Origin of the sequence: Streptococcus sp. UBA4344, assembly GCF_002393675.1 — a bacterium.
Lineage (GTDB): Bacteria > Bacillota > Bacilli > Lactobacillales > Streptococcaceae > Streptococcus > Streptococcus vicugnae.
In genome coordinates, this window is the sequence record NZ_DGTE01000028.1 from 2761 (window position 1) to 20863 (window position 18103).

An 18103-nucleotide genomic window follows, 5' to 3' on the forward strand; every position below is an offset into this window, starting at 1 on the left:
GCATCAATGTGAGCCATGATACCGATGTTACGAGTTTTTTCAAGTGAAAATTCGCGAGCCATTTTTTTCTCCTATTATAAATTTAGTTTACTACTTTATTATAACATACTTTTAGAACGGATAGGCAGGACCTACCCGTTCTAAAGATGTTTTATTAAATATGATACGACTTAGACCAGAATTTCTGATTAAGCATTGCTCGAATACCAGTAGTAAAACATGTTAAAAGTATTCGAAGCTTCGTACCTTTATCTTGCTGATTACCAGCGGAAGTGTGCGAATGCACGGTTTGCTTCTGCCATACGGTGTGTATCTTCACGTTTTTTAACTGAAGCACCTGTGTTGTTAGCAGCATCAAGAATTTCTTTTGCAAGACGATCTTTCATAGTGTGTTCACCACGATCACGTGATGCGTTTACCAACCAACGAAGTCCAAGAGTTGTACGACGTTCTGGACGAACTTCAACTGGGACTTGGTAGTTAGAACCACCGACACGACGAGCACGTACTTCAAGAACAGGCATGATGTTTTCCATAGCTGTTTCGAATACTTCAAGTGCATCGTTTCCAGTAGCTTCTTTAATTTGTTCAAATGCATCATAAACGATTGATGCAGCTGTACCACGTTTACCATCAAGCATAACACGGTTGATAAGACGTGTTACAAGTTGTGAATTGTATAATGGATCTGGCAATACTTCGCGTTTTGGCGCTCTATTTTTACGACTCATTCTTTCTTATCTCCCTTCTTATTATCCTTTAGGACGTTTAGCACCGTATTTAGAACGGCCTTGTTTACGGTCAGCAACACCTGCAGTATCAAGTGCACCACGAACGATGTGGTAACGTACCCCTGGAAGGTCTTTTACACGTCCACCACGGATAAGAACAACACTGTGTTCTTGAAGGTTGTGTCCGATACCTGGGATGTATGCAGTAACTTCGATAAGGTTGCTCAAACGTACACGAGCGAATTTACGAAGGGCTGAGTTAGGTTTTTTAGGTGTCATTGTTCCAACACGTGTTGCAACACCACGTTTTTGTGGTGAAGATACGTTAGTTTGAACTTTTTTGTGGCTGTTGTAACCAACGTTAAGAGCTGGTGATTTAGATTTTTCAACTTTAGATTTACGTGGTTTACGTACCAACTGGTTGATTGTAGGCATCTACTTTTCTCCTGTAAGATTTTTATTTTGGTTGATAAGGCGCTTGGTGACAGTCCTTATCTAAAATGTGTACTTTGCAACATTTGTCAGCACGTCTCTGTACACTCTGGAGAGACCAAAAGTAAAAAGTACCGTTCATAATAATACCACATTGACGTCTACATGTCAATTAATTTAGCTTTAATTTCTTGATTTTCCTAAAACTTCTTAGCTAATAAATTTCATTCTCAAATTTTAATTCAAATACCAAAAAAGAGGCTCACGCCTCTCTGTTTTATTTGTCAAAAATGTTACCAAGTTCAACTTTAACGTGGTTATTCTTAACATCGATTTCTGAAACTTTTAGCAATGATTTATAGTTCATGCGGTCACGTTTTTCTTGTGCATTTTCAGCAAAGACTGCAACCCCAACAAGAGTACTATCAAACTCTGTTAAAAGACTAACCATACCAGAAATTGTACCACCACCTTTAAGGAAGTCATCAACAATCAATACTCGGCTATTTGGTTTCAAGCTACGTTTTGATAAGAACATTTTTTCAATACGGTCACTTGAACCACTTGCATAATTGACAGAAACGGTAGATCCTTCAGTAATCTTAAGGTCTCGACGAACAATAACAAAAGGAACATTTAAAATGTTAGCCACAGCATTTGCCAACGGCACACCTTTTGTAGCAACTGTCATAACAGCATCAATTTTGTTTCCTTTAAAGGCATTAGCAATAATACGCCCAACACTTTGTAAAATGCGTGGGGTACTTAGCAAATCTGATAAATAAATGTAACCACCTGGAAGGATACGATTACTTTCTGACATACTATCACGTAAATCTTCAATAACCGATCTTGCTTCTTCTTCAGAGATTCCTGGTGTAAAAATGACACCTCCACTTGCCCCTGTAACAGTTTCAATTTCGCCAATTCCAGATTCTTCAAAAGCTTTTTTAATGATGGCGATATCTTCAGAGATAGAAGATTTTGCTGCTTCATATTTTTCAGCAAAAGTATTTAAACTTGTTAACTTATAGGGGTTGTTAATCAAATAGTTGGAGATGACAACCATGCGTTCACTACGTCGTAATTTCATAATTTCTCCATCTTTTAATATCTGTTTTTGTCATTATATCATAAGAAAGCAAAAAAAACGAACGTTTTAATAAAAAAATGTGTATTTTTATGTTTTTTCTTAATGTAAAGGCATTCCAAAGTGGTAATTATTAAAATATACAGTCATTTAACTATTTTAATTTTGGTTTGTAGAAAGAACGATTATCCATAGCAAAGATACGATTTGTCATTTCACCTTCATCAATTCGACTCAAAGCTGTTGTCATCATCATCATTTCCGCATCAATATTATCAATCATATGAATAATTTCTGCTTCCATAACACGAGGACGAACTGGGCTTCCGTATTCAAGCAACCCATGGTGACTTAAGACAACGTGACGAAGAATAATAACATCTTCTTTAGTATCATCGATATTTAACTCTGTGAGAACCTTAGTAATTTCCTCATCAATCAAGGCAATATGGCCAATTAAATTACCACGAACCGTATACTCAGTGTTGTCAGGTCCTGTTAATTCAATAACTTTAGCTAAATCATGTAACATGATACCAGCGTAAAGTAAACTCTTATTGAGTTGAGGGTAAACATCGCCAATCGCATCTGCTAAACGTACCATAGTAGCTGTATGGTAGGCAAGTCCTGATTCAAAAGCATGGTGATTTGTTTTAGCAGCCGGATAAGTGAAGAATTCTTTATCATATTTACGATAAAGTGCTCGAACAACACGTTGCCAAACAGCATTTTCAATCTTGAACATCATTTGCTCAAGGTAATCTTTGACATCAAGAACATCAACAGGTGATTTTTCTTTAAAATCACGTGGGTCGTTTGGTTCACCTTCACGAGTGTTACGAAGCGTAATTTGATTGACTTGAGGTGTTCCGTTATAAACCTCACGGCGCCCTTTCATATAAATAACTTTACCTGCAGTGAACTCTTCAACATTATAAGGTTGTGCATCCCAAAGATTACCAGATATCTCACCACTGTCATCCTGGAAAGTAAAGGCAATGTAATCTTTACCAGCCCTTGTTTTGCGAAGTTCTGCAGTTTTTATCAAATAGAACCCTTCAAAGAGTTCATCTTTTTTCATTTGACTAATTTTCATGATTGTCCTCTTCTTCTAATGGCGGGAGGTTAAGCAAGCTTGTCGTTGCTTGATCTTGGTAGGACTCTACTGTATTCAAAGCACGAATAATGGCATTTGTTCGAGTAGAAATTAAACTGTCTAAAGTGTTATTTGCAGTGTTAATTTGTTTTTGAGCTTTAACAAGCATATTACCAAATTTCTCAAATTCCACCTTAACATTTCCTAAAATTTTGCTTATATCGTTCGCATTTTTCTGAATATTAAGAGTTTTGAAGCCGACAGCAAGCGAATTTAATAAGGCAGATAATGTTGACGGACCAGCCACAACAATATTTTCATCACGTCGCAAGCTATCAAAGAAGCTTGCATTGCGAACCACTTCTGAATACAAGCCTTCAGTCGGCAAAAACATAATACCGAAATTAGTTGTTTCAGGCGGATTTAAATATTTTTTATTAATATCTTTAGCAAAGCGTTTAATGCTATTTAAAAGTGATTTACGATAAAGTTCAACTTGTTCTTTATCGCCATTTTCATAGGCGTCTTCTAAGCGATAATAAGCTTCCAAAGGGAATTTTGAGTCGATTGGTAAATAAACATAACCATCGTCTTCAACTCCTGGAAGTTTAATGGCATATTCAACACGTTCGCTTGAACCAGAAACCGTTGGAACTTCTCGTTCATACTGGCTTGGTGTCATAATGTCTTCAATGATTTGCCCTAATTGCAACTCACCAAGAATACCACGTGTTTTAGTATTAGAGAGCACCTTGTTTAGAGTTCCAACATCCTGAGCGACTGTTTTCATTTCCCCCAAGCCTTGATTAACTGATTCTAATTGTTTCGATACCGTCTCAAATGAAGCTTTCAAGCGATTCTGCAACGTTTGTTCTAGTTTTTCTTCAACTGTCTGACGCATTTCTTCTAAGCGTTTTTCATTAGACGCTTGCATTTCTTTAACAGAATTTGTCAAATTGCGATTGATAATCTCTAAACGTTGATCAGAACGATCACGATTATCACTTAAACTTTTATGAAGAACATCACGAATATCATTTAATTGTGTATATAAATCATTTTGTAGACGATTCAGCTGATTATTTAGCGCTAGCACTTGATCCTTCTGAGCTAAATCAAGTTGATAAGATACCTGATCTGATAAATTATCTGCATTATCGTCCATTTTTTGTGATAAATCATCAGTTAGCTTTGTAATTTTGGATAGCAAGTAAACCAACAAAGTAACACTAATGACTCCCAACAATAAAGTTATTACTAACATTTTTACCTATCCTTACTTTGAATAACGATAAGATAACCTGACTCTAGAGTAACTGTAATAGGCTGCTGATCTAAAAATTCATTACTAGAATAGATTTTTTTCTTGAAAAAATTACTAGCATCCAAATTATATTTAGCCCCGTCTATGGTCAAATTCGCATCACCATCAGCCATGAAAGAAACGTAAGTCATTCCATCTTCTGGCAAAATTCGACATGACCCTGCTGGATAAAACTGAATACAATTTTGCTTATCTCGCAAAGTTATCTGTCGCATGAAGGGCGCCAAATCAGGATCACCAGGCAAAAATAGATTTGACATCATGTGATCAATACGACCACCAAAGGCACCAAAAATCGTTACTTGTGCTTCTGGGTACTGCTCGAAAACCTTTTTTAGAGCTAATTCTGTATCGGTGTCATCCTTCTCAGGACTAGCTTGAATAAAAATTTCTGCCTTAGTCTTAATTCGTTGTAATTCATCTTTGCTAACCGAATCAAAATCACCGACCGCAAAGTCCAACGGAAGGTGATTTTCTAATAAAAACAAACTTCCTCGATCTACGCCAACAAAAACATCAAATCCAGTGGAAAAATCTAATAATTGACCACCAGCAAATACAGCTACTTTAGTCATCTAACGCCACACGTAATGTTTCTACTTGTGCTGCTAAATCACTTGCTTTGAAGAGATATGAACCAGCGACAAAGACGTTTGCTCCAGCTTGATAGCAGGCTTTGATTGTCTTGTTATCTACACCACCATCAACTTCGATATCAAAATCATATCCTTTTTCATCACGAAGCTTAGCAACTTTACTTACTTTTTCGAGCATTTCAGGAATAAAGGCTTGTCCACCAAATCCTGGATTAACTGTCATGATAAGCACTTGATCAACCAAGCTCAAAACAGGTTCAATAGCTGAAACAGGTGTTCCTGGGTTAATAACAACACCAGCTTTCATCCCAGCTTTTTTTATTTTTTGCAATGCTCCATGAATGTGAAGAGTTGATTCTGCGTGAATTGTCATAATGTCAGCACCAGCTTGAGCAAATGCGTCAACAAAACGTTCTGGATTGACAACCATCAAATGGCAATCAAAGACAAGTTTGCTATGTTTACGCATGCTAGCCACAACATCCGCACCAAAAGTGATGTTAGGTACAAATTGGCCATCCATAATATCAATATGTACGTATTCAGCACTTGTTTCTTCGATACGTTTTAATTCTGAAGCAAAGTTAGCATAATCAGCTGCTAAAATTGATGGAGCGATTTTATTGTTTGACATAAGTACCTACTTTCTTTTTACAACTTTCTTATATGTTTCACGACGATTTTCAATTTCACTGAGAAATTGAAGATAATTATCATAACGTGATTGCCAAAGTTCTCCAGCCTCAACGGCGTCTTTGACCGCACACGATGGTTCATGAGTATGCGTACATGAACGGAATTTGCAGAAATGGCTTAAACGACGTAGCTCTGGAAAAGCGTTATTAAGATCTTCTGCATTAGTAATTTCGTAATCCAGTGATGAAAAACCTGGCGTATCAGCAATTTTTCCACCATTGACATTATAAAAACTAACAGCTCGTGTCGTGTGTCGACCACGTCCAAGACTATCTGAGATTTCGCCTGTTTCTAATTTTAATTCAGGGGCAATCTTATTGAGCAATGTTGATTTTCCAACACCAGTTTGTCCCATAAAAACAGTCACTTTATCAGTCAAGAGCGGAAGCAATTCTTCTAAAGTAGTGCAAAATTGGTAACCAATTTCTTGATACTGTTTCTGAATAGCTGTTATTTCATCAGGATTTACCAATAAATCCATTTTTGAAATATAAACAATCGGCTCAATAGCTTTATGTTCCAATAAAACCAAGAAACGATCCAACAAATTAGCATTAAAATCCGGCTCTTTTGCTGACATAATGACCACTGCTTGATCAATATTGACAATCGGAGGACGGACAAGACTGTTTTTCCTGTCGTGAATTGCTAAAATATAACCTTCTGAATGATCTTCTGCTGAAAATTCAACAAAATCACCAACATAAGGTGTTTGACCTTTTTTTCTAAAATTTCCACGCGCACGTGTTTGATAAATCACTCCGTCAGATTCAACATAATAAAAACCTGCTAGAGACTTGATAATTCTACCTTGCAAATGTATTTCCTTTTTTTGATTGATAGTCCCATTATAGCAAAAAATGGGCGTTTATTCAGTAATCAAGCCAAAAGATTTCACTTGATTGTCTTTTTGAGCCCAAAGGCGTATAATGACATTGTCTTTTTAAAGCGAACAGACATTCAAACTTTGGAAAGGTGGCCCAGCTTGGTACGGCACCAGACTCGAAATCTGGCAAGTGGAATCCTTTCACACGCGGGTTCAAATCCCGTCCTTTCCCTATAACAAATAAAGAAGCTGGGACAAAAGGTGCTCAGCTTCTTTGTTTACATAGTTATTATTTACAAGACGCAGTAGCTTGGACTTCAACAATCTGGGGATAGATTGTTGAAGGTCACTGTCAAAAAATATTAAAACAGCGATTACCAACTTTAGTCAACTTAGAGTTTCCCATGCACAATTGATTAGGCGCTTTTTGACGCTTGCTTTGCAAGCTAGATTTCCAACCTCGAAAGATTCCCCCAAATCTTTCGAGCCATGGGGTGAGTTATAAAGGTTCGGGGAACCTTTATAATCGGGAAATAAAACTTACAAAGTAAGTGTCAAAAACGGTCTAGGGATAGACCGTTTTAGATCAGCAACAAGCAATTAAGACTTGCTGAGAAATCGAATTTCTACGAAACTACTGATTCTCTTTTTAATTTCTAGACTCATAAATAAAGTCTCCATTGGAGACTTTATTTATCTCACTCCCTTTCTAATTTCAAAGAGTACGTTGTTAAATGTAATGGAAGAATTTGATTGAAAAGCTGTTAGCTACCTCTCTATCTATATTATTCGTAAAAGGTTTTAAAAAAATGCCCTATTGGGCATTGAATAACACAATTTTTTAAAAAATATTAACAATAAGACCAGTACCTACTGATAGTAGGATAATACCTATAAGAGCTCCACTCCACAAACTATTCAAAAGAAATGGTGACGTATTTTTGTTACCATGTTTTTTTGTGTTGTCAAACAATTTGTAAGCTGTAAATAATTGATAAACAGCTAACAATAAACAAGCAATACCAGCTAAAACTTCTAACATAGAATTTACCTCTTTTCATTTGAAGTTTTGTTAATTGTGCATTCGAACAAAGCATATACCTTTATTGAAATAATGCAAGTTTTTTGTTAAATTTATCAGAAAAAACGTAACATTTCTAATGCACCATATTGCTAGGATTCATAGATTCTCAAAATTTGTCTAAAGAGGTGATTTGAGCTGCTTGTTTCAATGGAGAGATTGTCATATTCTTGCTGAAATTCACTAACTGTTGCTAAGCCAATACCACGATTGTCTCCTTTGCTTGAATAGCCTTTTTGATAAATGTTATCAATCGGAATACTATCTTCTTTGATTGAATTTTCAATCATAAAAACAAAGTTATCATCTTGATAAAAATTCGCTACGGATATTTTAGGAACATCTGACAACACTGCGGCTTCAATCGCATTATCAAACAAGATAGCAAGGATACGAATGTAGGTAATAAGTGGAATTTTGGGACACTCCACGACTTCAGGAACTTCCAAAGTAATGGTGATTCCAAGATTTTCAGCCTCTAGAAATTTAGCAGACATCAAACTTTTGATGGCACTATTTGAAATATGAGACAAGCGTGTCAAATCGAATTTGCTATTTTTGACGAGCTTCTCAGAATCGTTGGCAATGTCATTGTAGATTTTTTTGATAGTTTCCAAGTCATTTCGCTCGATACTTTCTCCTATACTCAACAAAATATTGGCATAATCATGTCTGAAACTTCTAACCTCTTGGTACAAACTTTCCACATGTTTGCTGTAATTTTCCAGCGAAATTAATTCTAGCTCCTGCTGCCTTTGTAATTCTATCTCTTGTTCACAGACGTATTTGTAATTCAGATAGAACAAAAATAGAAAAAGAAGAATAATGTAAACAAAAGTAACTCTTTCTCTAAACGATTCACTACCTACGCTACCAAATGGACTTTTCAAAGCGACATAATCTATTCCAAAAAAATAGAAAGCCATTAGCAGATTAATCAAGATAAGACTTGTCGAGCTAAGGTAATTTTGCAAGGTCTTTTTGACATTTGAAATATCAATTTCCAGTAATTTTGAAGCCATAAAATAGATTGGAACGGGTGTCCAGATGTCAACATGAGCAATCCATGACTGTCCGATAGCATTGATTCTTGTGGAAAATAGCGCCGCTAATGAATAAGACACCGTCCTAAGCAAAATATCCTCTACCGCAACTGGAAAAAGCCCATAAAAAATATGATACCTTGGTAGCAAGGACCTATCATGACGGTAAGATAAGGTGGTAAACCACAACAACACCACAATATTTTTAATCATGACAGTTTTGAAACCGTCCATATCCGCAAAGCACAAAAGCATGACAACCGCAAAGCCTGATGCAAGAATTGGCAACACTAAAACAGATACTAGCCATTCCCAAACGGCAAGTCGGTACTTGGTAATGCTCTTAAATAGGATAGCATACCCCAAAAACGTGACAAAGGTTTCTAAAAACGCAATTAAACTCCTTAAATCCAAAACTTCTCCACTCTAACTTTCTAGTTTAGTTTTTAATTCTTTCATGTGTTTTTTGGAAACGTAGCAAGATTTTCCACCTACGAAATAAACAAGCCCTTCTTTTTTATCCAAACTGACAACATTATCAGGATTAATCAGATAGGATTTATGGCATTGAAATAGCTTATGATTTGCCTTTTTAACTTCTCTAATTGTCCCGTAAAAATTACGCTGTCCTGTCCGTGTCACCAACATCAAACGGTGCGCTTCCGCCGTTTCAAAATAAAGAATATCTTCAAACGGTATTCTGATTTTGGTTTTATTGTTTTCAAAAATAAAGGTATCCAAGCTTAGGCGAGGCACTTGTCCTTCAACGACTTTCTTTAAACAAGCCTGCAAATTTTCCTTGATTGCCAAGTCACTGTCAGTTTTATCAATAAAATCAAGGGCACTGACTTGCGCACGATAGGTCAGGAGCATAAATTCAGAATGCGTTGTAACAAAGACAAGTGTTGCTGTTTTCGAAACGTCTCTAATCGCCTTGGCAACTTCAATTCCTTTCGTTTTATCGCCATTGATATCCAAATCCAAGAAAAAGATTTGAGGAGCCGTTTCATCAATAAGAGTGATAAGACGACTAGGCTCACCAAACAATTCAAAACAACGATGTTGCCACTGATTGTCCACAAGCACCTCGTCAATCATTTTTTCCAAGCGAAACTGCTGATTTACGTCATCTTCCAAAACATAAATATCAATCATTTTCTTCTCTCCTAAACAGTAACTTTGCTTTCTAAACATGAAATGATCTCCCTCTTATTGTAACATATCAAAAATTCCCTATCACATTGATAGAGAATTTACAGTATTCTGATGTTTTGAAGTGCTCTTAACTCTTTTAGTTTCGCCGATTGTTCCCTTGTTGGGTGAATAGCATTTTCCACCAAAACAGTTGATAAATCAACATTTAAACGACTTAAAATATAGGGCGTTGACGTCCCACTATTTTTCAATTCTTCATGATAAGATTGCAATAATTGTCGTAACGGGTTGATTTTCACATTGTTATCAAGAGTTGCTAGCAAATCATCAATAATGATTAATGCTTCGTCTCTTCTTTCTTTTCCCCCAGAAAACCACTTTAAATTCGGCATAAATCTCCCTCCAAATACTTATTAGCTCGCTGTTAGGTAATATTAGTTAGTCAAAAGAAACTCTACGAATAAAGGTGACAATGAGTAAAGCGACTACGTAATATGGCAGAAAGCGAGTACCGAGCAAAGCCGCTACAACACCAGCTCCCATTCCTATTATCAAGCTATTTAATATTGGATTTTTAACTATTTTTTTCATCTTTTCTCCCTGAAAGTCTAAATCATCAAGAACACTTGGCAAACTGTCCAAGAAAAATTTTTCACATCTCTCCACGATTCCCTCACATTAGAAAGTTATTTAATAACCACTAATTACTATAATCCTTTTTGAGTGATAATTTCATTTAATGTCATGAAATGACCAAAAATAGTCGTGAAAGGTCAAAATTGTCAGTTAAGGCGTTTTATGACTTACCTGCCTTTTTGGCACAGCAGTAACAATTTTGAAAATAAATGCTTCAATCATCGTTTGATAATTGCTGTATTGACAAGCTTTCCCAAGTGTCGTGATGATGTTTTCTATTATTTTTTTATACTAAAGTTATCAATAACCGCCGCCCACGACACCCATAGCTATGAGACCACGTCCGAGATTTTTTTCAAATTCTCCATATGTCGCGATTTTTTGATAAAAAGTGTTCACCGATGCGCTCATTTTTGTTTTCTTGGCAATATTTGCAACACCGATTCGACGTAAATCAGATACCAAAGACATCACAGCTCTATCAAAATCCTGACCTGCTTCTACCGCATTTTTGAAAGTTAGTAGTGCTTGACGTTCTTCATCTTTGATGTCAACAGACAAGACAAGGTCATAAACCTCATTTAACAACTCTTCTTTTACTAATTTTGTCATAATGTCTCCTTCTAAGGCAATAAAGCATTGACAAGACTACGACCAAAGTCGCGTCCAGACATGTAAATCATTTTTAAACCTGCGGATAAACGGTTAATAACAAATGATGCCAATAACCAAAACCGCTGTTTTATGCTTTGAAAATAATGTTTTTATCATAAATACTCCCTATAACCCCAATATTTCAGAAAATGGCAAGTAATCCGTCGTAAATTCTAGCTTTTGAGCTTCGTCAGCAGAGACTTGAGCTTGTTGAATGAAATTTTTTTGAAAGTCAGCCAAAGTCAACTCAGAATGGCAAAGCCAATGATTTCCAGTTGTGATGTACCATTTCCCCAAAGGTTTCAACATCGTCGAAAACTGCAACTTTTTTGTCAGATTTGTCTGGTCGATAACATAGATTTTTTCATGCGTATAGGTTGGAAAAACAATCTTTTTAATCAATTGTTTTACTGATGCCACTGACATGACAATCACCTGCTTTCACTTATATTTCTTATAACACGCCTACATTATACTCCTTTTCAACTCATAACGAACACCCAAGTCGCAAAACGTTGTTTTTTAGTCGCGAATGGTAATTTTTTAATACTTACCGTTTACGACCGAAAAATGACTTTTTATGACTTAGAAAAAGCTTTTAAGAACTTTTCTGCTACAATTAATCACTAAGGAGGTTTATAAAAATGATGACAGAAAAAATGTTTAAAGAATTAAATCAATCTGAATTAGAGAAAACGATTGGTGGAAAGAATAGGGATTTCTTAATTGTTGGACCTTTCGATTGGTTGAAGAAAAATCATAAGCCTACTAAACACGCTTAAACCAAAAATCATTCGACTATTTCAGTCGAATGATTTTTTGATTCGTATTGTTTGTCTGAAATGATAATTTTTACTTGATGTTTGTACCGACATATTTGGATATTTTTTCAACATCTGGTTAACCGTTTTAAGACCAACACCTCGTCCAAAGCCCTTACTTGAATAATTCTTCTGATAAATCAATTCCACAGGAACTCGCTCTTCTTTTGTGGTGTTATCGATAATTAGTAAATAGTCATCTCCTTGATAGAAACAAGCAATAATCATGGCAGGCTTTTCAGCTTCAATAGCCGCTTCAATCGCATTGTCACATAAAATGGAGACGAGCCGCACATAATCTAACAAAGGAATATCTGGAGCTCCAATTTTATCTTTAACTTCTAATTCTACCTCAATATGATGAGATTCCGCTTCTAAAAATTTAGCTGATAAAAGGCTTTTTATCGCATCATTATCAATATTAGTCAATCGTCCAATATTGAAGCGACTATGTTGAATAAACTTTCCAGAATCCTCTAAAACGGCATTATAAATATTCTTCACCATGCTCATATCATCTTGGTCGATTCCCTCTTTTAAACTCGCTAAGATATTAGCATAATCATGACGAAAAGCTCTTAGTTCTTCATATAGGCTTTCGATTTGTTTACTATACACTGACAAAGAATGCAGTTCTTGTTCTCGCGCTAACGACACTTCTTTCTCAAGCCAATTTTGATAAGAGCGATTCATATAAAACAGCATTAAAATGAAGAAAGTGAAATAGAGAACTACCAACCATTGGCGATAAACCAAGTTTGGGACACCACCATAAACTTCCATACCTGTTAGAAATTCAATCATGACATAGTAAAACATCATTGTTACATCTGTAAATATTAGTTTCTTTCGTAGATTCTTTATCTCACTTAGTTCAATAAAAGTTTGAAAGTTAATTTTGAACAACTTCACCATCATAAAATACATCAGAACTATTGAAAATTCTACAATGACAAATAATAAATTATTTTTATCTAAATCGGTATAACTAAAATTAAAAAATGGAATAATAAAGAAGCTAATAATTCTTTTAAAAGCACTCTCTATAACCCATGGAATACTCCCATAAAATACGTATAGAGAAAAAGGCAAGGTTTTATCTCTCAAATAAGATAGAAGCATCAAAATTAAAATACGACCGATAATAGTGTAAAACCATGTGAAATCAATGACAAAGAAAGTAACAGCTATCGTTATTATTTCCCACAATTTCAGCTTTGCTCCTCTAACATTAGAGTAAATCAACATAATCACAGGATAGTAAGCTAGTTCACTTAGATAATTGCTCATTAGCTTTTCACCTCATCTCATTTAATAGAGGTTTTATTTTATCCCTCGAAACTAGGCAAGTGTCTCCAGTTTCAAAGTAAACACACCGTGTCGCTTTATCAAATCTGACTACATTATCCACATTAATGACAAAAGAACGGTGACACTTGAAAAGACGTTTGTCTGATTTAGCAATCTCTGCAATCGTTGCATAAAATTCCATTCTGTCATTTTTCGTATGCAAAATCACGCGGTGCACGGCAGGAGATGTTTCGAAATAAAGAATGTCACTATATGGCATGCGCACACGTGCTTTAGGAGTTTCAAATAAAAAAGAATTTTCGCCGAAATTATCATTTTGATGTTTCATGGCTTCCTTTAGGCACAACTCTATGCGTTCACTAAATGCTTGGTCATTTAGGTTCTTATCAATAAAATCAATTGCCCCTACTAACGCTTGGTAGGTCAGCAGCATAAATTCTGAATGAGTTGTTACAAAAACAATGATAGCTGTTGCATCTTTTTCACGAATAGCTTTAGCGACGTCAATTCCTTGTTTTTCGTCGTCTCTGATTTCTAAATCCAGAAAGAAAATTTGATGCTCTCCTTTTTCAGTTGCCTTAGCTATAATCTCATTTGCGGAACTAAACACCTCTATTCTCTGATAGTCCCAATTATTTTTTGCCATAATGGTCGCAATCTCGCGTTCCATACGAAATTGCTGTATGATATTATCCTCTAGTACATAAATATCTAACATAAATCTCCTCTAAAAATCAGTCATTTGAGATGATTTCTTTTAGTTGACTTCCTTTACTTCGTGCATAATGTACAGGTCGCTTTTCATCTCCAACATATAAAAGTCGCTGCTCTCTATCCATTATTCGTATTTTATCCCTATTTACCAAAGTATCACGGTGACACCTAAAGAACTGATGATATTCTCTTTCAATATCTTTTAATTGATGATAAATGTGATATTCCTCATCAGCGGTTACCACCTTGACCATATGAATTTTTTCCTTAGAGACTTGAATAAAAAGGATATCGTCAATAGCCAATTTATAGTCTCTTTTGCTGGTTGTGAAATTAAAATATTTTGTCATAAATCAATATTCCCTCCAATAGCATTATAAAGGAAATATTGATAAAAAAATCTCCAAGTCATAAACAGACAAAATAAGGTCACGAATGGTCACTTTATATTGTAACATAGTAAAATGATATTCTGATATACTAAATTAAGCACACTATCAACTAGTGGATAATTTTTGTTTTTCCATATTAGAGAAAAGATTAAAAGACATTGAGTAACAAACCTAATCCAACAATAAAAAGAATAATCCCAGATAGACCGCCGCTCCATAAACTAGCCAACAGAAACTGTGATGTGTTTTCATTGCCATTTGCTTTAGTGTCAGTAAACAACTTATCAGTGTTATAAAATTGAAATACTGCTATTAATAAGCACACAACACCAACGATTTTAGTTACCATAATAGTCTCCTTTATGCTGCAATATTATTTTGAACAAGTTTAGCTAATTGCTTTAGCTTGTTCACACATAAAGTATATATCTTTTTTGAGTTTTTTTTCGCCAAAGTCGTAAAATGCCAATTTTTAGTCGCGAATAGCTATTTTTTATCTTTTTTGAAATAATTCTTGCATAAAAGCAACACAAACAACCCGCCAAATAATAAATTGTAAGTTGTTGAATTCCAAAAATCTTTATTGTACACAAAGTAATTAAACAACATTAAGCATATTCCAAGAAAGTCAAATATGAGAGCTGTGTATAAACTATTTTTACAAACTTTATCATTCATTTGCTACTTTTCCTCTGCCAAGTTTCATTAAAATCAGTCCAAACAGAGAAATTAACAGTCCGTATGCTGAAAAGTTGTTTGCTTTAATGCCTAATTTAGGTAGGGCGTTGCTGTTATTAGTTTTTATTTCATTTTTAGAGAAAACTTGTGGGCTTTCTGGAACAATTAAGGCTTTTTCAGTGGTTTTAACATCATTTTGCGGTAAAAAAATCACATTCTGAATATTAGAATCAGTTTTTATTTCTTTAGTGTCAAATGCTATCGTTTCTGTATTATCTTCATTTGATTGTTCAGCCATTGCTGCTGCCATAGCCGCTGGAATTTTCCCATAAAAGAGATAGTCATAAAGTTCTTGTCCAGAAATACCACCACCAATCCACGCACTCACGATTTGACCATTTTGCAAACGGATAATGGTAGGCGTTCCTGGAATACCGACTGTTCCAAAAAGAAAGTTCGCTGCTTCTTCATCAAAATCCTGACTGTCAGTATTGTAATACTCTAGACGATTATCCATTAAAGTGTTGAACTCTTTTAAAGCTGGGGAAAACTGACGACAATAGTAACAAGTCGGACGTCCAACATAAATCACATGCTCTTTTCCGTCCTCTGTAAACATAGCATAAACATCTGTCATTGGAACGTGATTAAAGTCTGCGACATTTTCTTCATATTGGGAAATAGTGACTTCAGCTTCTTCTGGCTCATCTGATGTGTCTGATGCTATCGTTTCCGTTGCTTCGGTTGATTCCATTATAACTGATGAATTATCAGCCGTTTCAATTGATAATACCTCCTCAGTTTTTTCGGATTGACTTTCTGAAATATCATTTGATGGCTCAATAATATCTGTTGCTAGATTTTCTGTAACATTATCTCCATTATCCACAACTTCTGTCGTTTCAGTTGTAGGCACAAGCTCATCATCAGCAAAGACAGAAACGGTTGCCATTGATAAAACAGTTGCAGATAATAAAATTGTTGATTTAAAAATATTCTTTTTCATAAAATCTCCTTTTAATTAAGATTGTCACCGCGATTGACCATTTCAGTTTAACAAATTCTCTTGGAAATAAACGTCCAAGTCGTAATTTGTCATTTTTAGGTCATAAACGGTAAAATTTGATTAAAACAAAAGCCGATAGGAATCTATCAGCTTGAAAATGTGTGACTATCACAATAGTAATACATTATAAATTATTCTTTCAGGCAATATTATTGCCATAAAAATATGAATCTGATTATCAATAATAGTTATTATTTTTTTATCTCTATTTTCATAATATATCAATAGCAAAATAAGCAAACAGACTATCGTCAGAAAACTAGTGTTAGCTTCCTTTTGACTTAAAACATAACAAGTCAAAAAAATGATATAAGATGAGGCTTTATTATTTTTCTTAATAAAGAAACCGTCAATAAAAATTATAGCTAAGATAATGCAGAATAAAATAACAAAAATAGAATAGTACATAGAAATTAATTTGCTTTATTTATACTATACAATATAAATATTGTGAAGAAAACGAGAACTCCTTTTACTAACATACCGTCTGTCGATAATACTGCCTTCGCTCCCATTGCCAAAAACAGTATATTTTTTAGAATAGCTCTCCAATTTTTCATCTACAAAAACTTCCGTCATCTGTCATTACATCAAATTGTTCAAAAGTTTTTGTATTCATTTGAATACCTCCCAATAATATTTTGTCATCGCGATTGACAAAATTTATTTTATCAGAATATTTCATCTTTTTTTGCCCAAGTCGTAATTTGTCATTTTTAGGTCGTCAACGGTAAAATTTGATTAAAACAAAAGCTGATAGGAATCTATCAGCTTGAAAATGTGTGACTATCACAATAGTAATACATTATAAAATTTTTAAATAGCTATTTAGACGCATTGAACAGGATATCTACTACAATATAAACAATTGATAAAATCAATAAAACTTTACCAGTTGTCTCTCGCTCGTCATTCGAAGCTTTAAATACCTTGTTAATTAATAAATAACATACTAAATTAACAAAAATAATAATACTATATTTTATAATCATAAATTCTATAAGTATGCTGAAATACCTGAAGCCACACAGATCATTGCAGCCCCACCACCAGTAATTGGTCCAGTAGCTGCAGCTAATAATACTCCACCGATACACCCGCCAATAGCAGAACCCATATTCCCTTTACCACCACTAATTGTTTGCAAATGATTTTTATCTAACTCTTGAAAATTAGTAAACTTATTTAAGCTCATTACTCTCTCCTTATAAAATTAATTAAACAACATACCACCTACACAAGTAGCCCCACCACCTATAGCTCCAATATGTGCACCAACAAATGCACCAGGTAGTCCTGCCACTCCCAACGTTACTAGACCTGCTCCAGTACCACCAGCTACAATTCCACCAGCAATACCTGTAATCATTGCATTGAGACAATCTGTCTTGCTGTAACCACCTTCCACAGTAGAAAGTGCTTCATCTGTCATTACATCAAATTGTTCAAAAGTTTTTGTATTCATTTGAATACCTCCCAATAATATTTTGTCGTTGCAACTGACAGATTTTAGTCTAACAGATTGTGAGGTGAATGCACGCCCAAGTCGTAATTTGTCGTTTTTAGGTCGTAAATGGTAAATTTTTTAAAAAATAGTTACCATTTATGGCTGATTTTGCTATCTTTATGATATTAATATAAAAATGATTTTAGGACCATAGTTGACTAAAAAATGTAATAAAATCGGATAATAAATGGATTTTGTCCATTTAAAAATCAATCCCAAAGAAAGCCCTGCTGGGATATACTGAATGAAATCAA

General features: G+C 34.8%; 24 protein-coding genes and 1 tRNA gene. 2 read left to right on the forward strand and 23 right to left on the reverse strand.

The genetic code is table 11. The features are described 5' to 3' along the window. Positions 1-260: 260 nt before the first annotated feature. The 8 genes from rpsG to rsgA form a co-directional block, all read right to left on the reverse strand. Positions 261-731 (reverse strand): 30S ribosomal protein S7, encoded by a 471-nt coding sequence (gene rpsG / locus B4D49_RS05180; RefSeq protein WP_004233289.1) that lies wholly within the window; start codon positions 729-731, stop codon positions 261-263. A gap of 21 nt (positions 732-752) precedes the next feature. Continuing rightward, positions 753-1166, reverse strand: a complete 414-nt coding sequence (gene rpsL / locus B4D49_RS05185; RefSeq protein ID WP_009854984.1) for a 30S ribosomal protein S12 — start codon at positions 1164-1166, stop codon at positions 753-755. A gap of 274 nt (positions 1167-1440) precedes the next feature. After that, on the reverse strand, positions 1441-2256 hold the full coding sequence (purR, locus tag B4D49_RS05190; protein ID WP_074482592.1) for a pur operon repressor: 816 nt from the start codon (positions 2254-2256) through the stop codon (positions 1441-1443). A 151-nt stretch (positions 2257-2407) separates the two neighbouring features. Then, complete coding sequence (locus B4D49_RS05195) at positions 2408-3349, reverse strand: 3'-5' exoribonuclease YhaM family protein (RefSeq protein WP_074482593.1); 942 nt, start codon at positions 3347-3349, stop codon at positions 2408-2410. Next, positions 3339-4613, reverse strand: coding sequence for a DNA recombination protein RmuC (gene rmuC / locus B4D49_RS05200; RefSeq protein ID WP_286783453.1), 1275 nt, complete (start codon positions 4611-4613; stop codon positions 3339-3341). Before rmuC ends, B4D49_RS05195 begins: the two co-directional genes overlap by 11 nt. Positions 4614-4615: 2 nt before the next feature. Then, complete coding sequence (locus B4D49_RS05205; RefSeq protein ID WP_199543384.1) at positions 4616-5248, reverse strand: thiamine diphosphokinase; 633 nt, start codon at positions 5246-5248, stop codon at positions 4616-4618. Further along, positions 5241-5903, reverse strand: a complete 663-nt coding sequence (gene rpe, locus B4D49_RS05210) for a ribulose-phosphate 3-epimerase (RefSeq protein WP_074564456.1) — start codon at positions 5901-5903, stop codon at positions 5241-5243. The genes B4D49_RS05205 and rpe overlap by 8 nt, the downstream gene beginning before the upstream one ends. A gap of 6 nt (positions 5904-5909) precedes the next feature. Beyond that, the gene (gene rsgA / locus B4D49_RS05215) at positions 5910-6782 is read right to left on the reverse strand and encodes a ribosome small subunit-dependent GTPase A (RefSeq protein WP_132869853.1); all 873 of its coding nucleotides are present in this window, start codon (positions 6780-6782) and stop codon (positions 5910-5912) included. A 152-nt stretch (positions 6783-6934) separates the two neighbouring features. Between rsgA and B4D49_RS05220 the strand changes: the two genes are divergently transcribed. After that, a tRNA-Ser gene (locus tag B4D49_RS05220) sits at positions 6935-7023 on the forward strand. A gap of 609 nt (positions 7024-7632) precedes the next feature. On the opposite strand, the gene B4D49_RS05225 is transcribed toward B4D49_RS05220, so the two are convergent. The 7 genes from B4D49_RS05225 to B4D49_RS05255 all read right to left on the reverse strand — a co-directional run bounded on the left by B4D49_RS05225 (position 7633) and on the right by B4D49_RS05255 (position 11786). Then, positions 7633-7833, reverse strand: a complete 201-nt coding sequence (locus B4D49_RS05225; RefSeq protein WP_061458098.1) for a hypothetical protein — start codon at positions 7831-7833, stop codon at positions 7633-7635. A 131-nt stretch (positions 7834-7964) separates the two neighbouring features. Then, the gene (locus B4D49_RS05230) at positions 7965-9329 is read right to left on the reverse strand and encodes a sensor histidine kinase (protein WP_286783454.1); all 1365 of its coding nucleotides are present in this window, start codon (positions 9327-9329) and stop codon (positions 7965-7967) included. A gap of 12 nt (positions 9330-9341) precedes the next feature. Beyond that, complete coding sequence (locus B4D49_RS05235) at positions 9342-10070, reverse strand: LytR/AlgR family response regulator transcription factor (RefSeq protein ID WP_286783455.1); 729 nt, start codon at positions 10068-10070, stop codon at positions 9342-9344. 98 nt (positions 10071-10168) lie between these two features. After that, a complete protein-coding gene (locus tag B4D49_RS05240; RefSeq protein WP_009854994.1) occupies positions 10169-10462 on the reverse strand; it encodes a bacteriocin immunity protein in 294 nt (97 codons plus the stop codon). 46 nt (positions 10463-10508) lie between these two features. Continuing rightward, positions 10509-10736: a bacteriocin gene (locus B4D49_RS05245; RefSeq protein ID WP_132869871.1), complete on the reverse strand. Its 228-nt coding sequence runs from the start codon at positions 10734-10736 to the stop codon at positions 10509-10511. 270 nt (positions 10737-11006) lie between these two features. Beyond that, positions 11007-11318, reverse strand: a complete 312-nt coding sequence (locus B4D49_RS05250) for a bacteriocin immunity protein (protein ID WP_199543393.1) — start codon at positions 11316-11318, stop codon at positions 11007-11009. A gap of 168 nt (positions 11319-11486) precedes the next feature. Next, positions 11487-11786 carry a DUF3884 family protein gene (locus B4D49_RS05255; RefSeq protein ID WP_199543396.1) on the reverse strand — a complete coding sequence of 100 codons (300 nt, stop codon included), beginning with the start codon at positions 11784-11786 and terminating at the stop codon, positions 11487-11489. 218 nt (positions 11787-12004) lie between these two features. Here B4D49_RS05255 and B4D49_RS05260 point away from each other — a divergent pair, with 218 nt between their 5' ends. Then, the gene (locus tag B4D49_RS05260; protein ID WP_199543399.1) at positions 12005-12142 is read left to right on the forward strand and encodes a competence protein; all 138 of its coding nucleotides are present in this window, start codon (positions 12005-12007) and stop codon (positions 12140-12142) included. A gap of 21 nt (positions 12143-12163) precedes the next feature. Here B4D49_RS05260 and B4D49_RS05265 read toward each other — a convergent pair whose 3' ends face one another. The 8 genes from B4D49_RS05265 to B4D49_RS09605 all read right to left on the reverse strand — a co-directional run bounded on the left by B4D49_RS05265 (position 12164) and on the right by B4D49_RS09605 (position 18095). Further along, positions 12164-13471 carry a sensor histidine kinase gene (locus tag B4D49_RS05265; RefSeq protein ID WP_199543402.1) on the reverse strand — a complete coding sequence of 436 codons (1308 nt, stop codon included), beginning with the start codon at positions 13469-13471 and terminating at the stop codon, positions 12164-12166. A gap of 7 nt (positions 13472-13478) precedes the next feature. Further along, positions 13479-14210: a response regulator transcription factor gene (locus B4D49_RS05270; protein ID WP_199543405.1), complete on the reverse strand. Its 732-nt coding sequence runs from the start codon at positions 14208-14210 to the stop codon at positions 13479-13481. A 16-nt stretch (positions 14211-14226) separates the two neighbouring features. Beyond that, positions 14227-14556 (reverse strand): LytTR family DNA-binding domain-containing protein, encoded by a 330-nt coding sequence (locus tag B4D49_RS05275; RefSeq protein ID WP_286783456.1) that lies wholly within the window; start codon positions 14554-14556, stop codon positions 14227-14229. Between the two features lie 190 nt (positions 14557-14746). Beyond that, on the reverse strand, positions 14747-14947 hold the full coding sequence (locus B4D49_RS05280) for a bacteriocin (RefSeq protein ID WP_286783457.1): 201 nt from the start codon (positions 14945-14947) through the stop codon (positions 14747-14749). A gap of 321 nt (positions 14948-15268) precedes the next feature. Continuing rightward, on the reverse strand, positions 15269-16282 hold the full coding sequence (locus tag B4D49_RS05285; RefSeq protein WP_286783458.1) for a bacteriocin biosynthesis protein: 1014 nt from the start codon (positions 16280-16282) through the stop codon (positions 15269-15271). Positions 16283-17339: 1057 nt separating this feature from the next. Next, positions 17340-17537: a class IIb bacteriocin, lactobin A/cerein 7B family gene (locus B4D49_RS05290; protein ID WP_009855009.1), complete on the reverse strand. Its 198-nt coding sequence runs from the start codon at positions 17535-17537 to the stop codon at positions 17340-17342. 18 nt (positions 17538-17555) lie between these two features. Then, on the reverse strand, positions 17556-17807 hold the full coding sequence (locus B4D49_RS05295; protein WP_257073174.1) for a bacteriocin class II family protein: 252 nt from the start codon (positions 17805-17807) through the stop codon (positions 17556-17558). Positions 17808-17966: 159 nt separating this feature from the next. After that, positions 17967-18095 carry a type II CAAX prenyl endopeptidase Rce1 family protein gene (locus B4D49_RS09605; protein ID WP_349678998.1) on the reverse strand — a complete coding sequence of 43 codons (129 nt, stop codon included), beginning with the start codon at positions 18093-18095 and terminating at the stop codon, positions 17967-17969. Positions 18096-18103: the final 8 nt, after the last annotated feature.

Bases quoted from the DNA above. Each gene is read 5' to 3' on its own strand.
- rpsG (WP_004233289.1), bottom strand. From the start codon at position 731: ATGAGTCGTAAAAATAGAGCGCCAAAACGCGAAGTATTGCCAGATCCA.
- rpsL (WP_009854984.1), bottom strand. From the start codon at position 1,166: ATGCCTACAATCAACCAGTTGGTACGTAAACCACGTAAATCTAAAGTT.
- purR (WP_074482592.1), bottom strand. From the start codon at position 2,256: ATGAAATTACGACGTAGTGAACGCATGGTTGTCATCTCCAACTATTTG.
- B4D49_RS05195 (WP_074482593.1), bottom strand. From the start codon at position 3,349: ATGAAAATTAGTCAAATGAAAAAAGATGAACTCTTTGAAGGGTTCTAT.
- rmuC (WP_286783453.1), bottom strand. From the start codon at position 4,613: ATGTTAGTAATAACTTTATTGTTGGGAGTCATTAGTGTTACTTTGTTG.
- B4D49_RS05205 (WP_199543384.1), bottom strand. From the start codon at position 5,248: ATGACTAAAGTAGCTGTATTTGCTGGTGGTCAATTATTAGATTTTTCC.
- rpe (WP_074564456.1), bottom strand. From the start codon at position 5,903: ATGTCAAACAATAAAATCGCTCCATCAATTTTAGCAGCTGATTATGCT.
- B4D49_RS05225 (WP_061458098.1), bottom strand. From the start codon at position 7,833: ATGTTAGAAGTTTTAGCTGGTATTGCTTGTTTATTGTTAGCTGTTTAT.
- B4D49_RS05235 (WP_286783455.1), bottom strand. From the start codon at position 10,070: ATGATTGATATTTATGTTTTGGAAGATGACGTAAATCAGCAGTTTCGC.
- B4D49_RS05240 (WP_009854994.1), bottom strand. From the start codon at position 10,462: ATGCCGAATTTAAAGTGGTTTTCTGGGGGAAAAGAAAGAAGAGACGAA.
- B4D49_RS05250 (WP_199543393.1), bottom strand. From the start codon at position 11,318: ATGACAAAATTAGTAAAAGAAGAGTTGTTAAATGAGGTTTATGACCTT.
- B4D49_RS05255 (WP_199543396.1), bottom strand. From the start codon at position 11,786: ATGTCAGTGGCATCAGTAAAACAATTGATTAAAAAGATTGTTTTTCCA.
- B4D49_RS05260 (WP_199543399.1), top strand. From the start codon at position 12,005: ATGATGACAGAAAAAATGTTTAAAGAATTAAATCAATCTGAATTAGAG.
- B4D49_RS05265 (WP_199543402.1), bottom strand. From the start codon at position 13,471: ATGAGCAATTATCTAAGTGAACTAGCTTACTATCCTGTGATTATGTTG.
- B4D49_RS05270 (WP_199543405.1), bottom strand. From the start codon at position 14,210: ATGTTAGATATTTATGTACTAGAGGATAATATCATACAGCAATTTCGT.
- B4D49_RS05275 (WP_286783456.1), bottom strand. From the start codon at position 14,556: ATGACAAAATATTTTAATTTCACAACCAGCAAAAGAGACTATAAATTG.
- B4D49_RS05280 (WP_286783457.1), bottom strand. From the start codon at position 14,947: ATGGTAACTAAAATCGTTGGTGTTGTGTGCTTATTAATAGCAGTATTT.
- B4D49_RS05285 (WP_286783458.1), bottom strand. From the start codon at position 16,282: ATGAAAAAGAATATTTTTAAATCAACAATTTTATTATCTGCAACTGTT.
- B4D49_RS05290 (WP_009855009.1), bottom strand. From the start codon at position 17,537: ATGAGCTTAAATAAGTTTACTAATTTTCAAGAGTTAGATAAAAATCAT.
- B4D49_RS05295 (WP_257073174.1), bottom strand. From the start codon at position 17,807: ATGAATACAAAAACTTTTGAACAATTTGATGTAATGACAGATGAAGCA.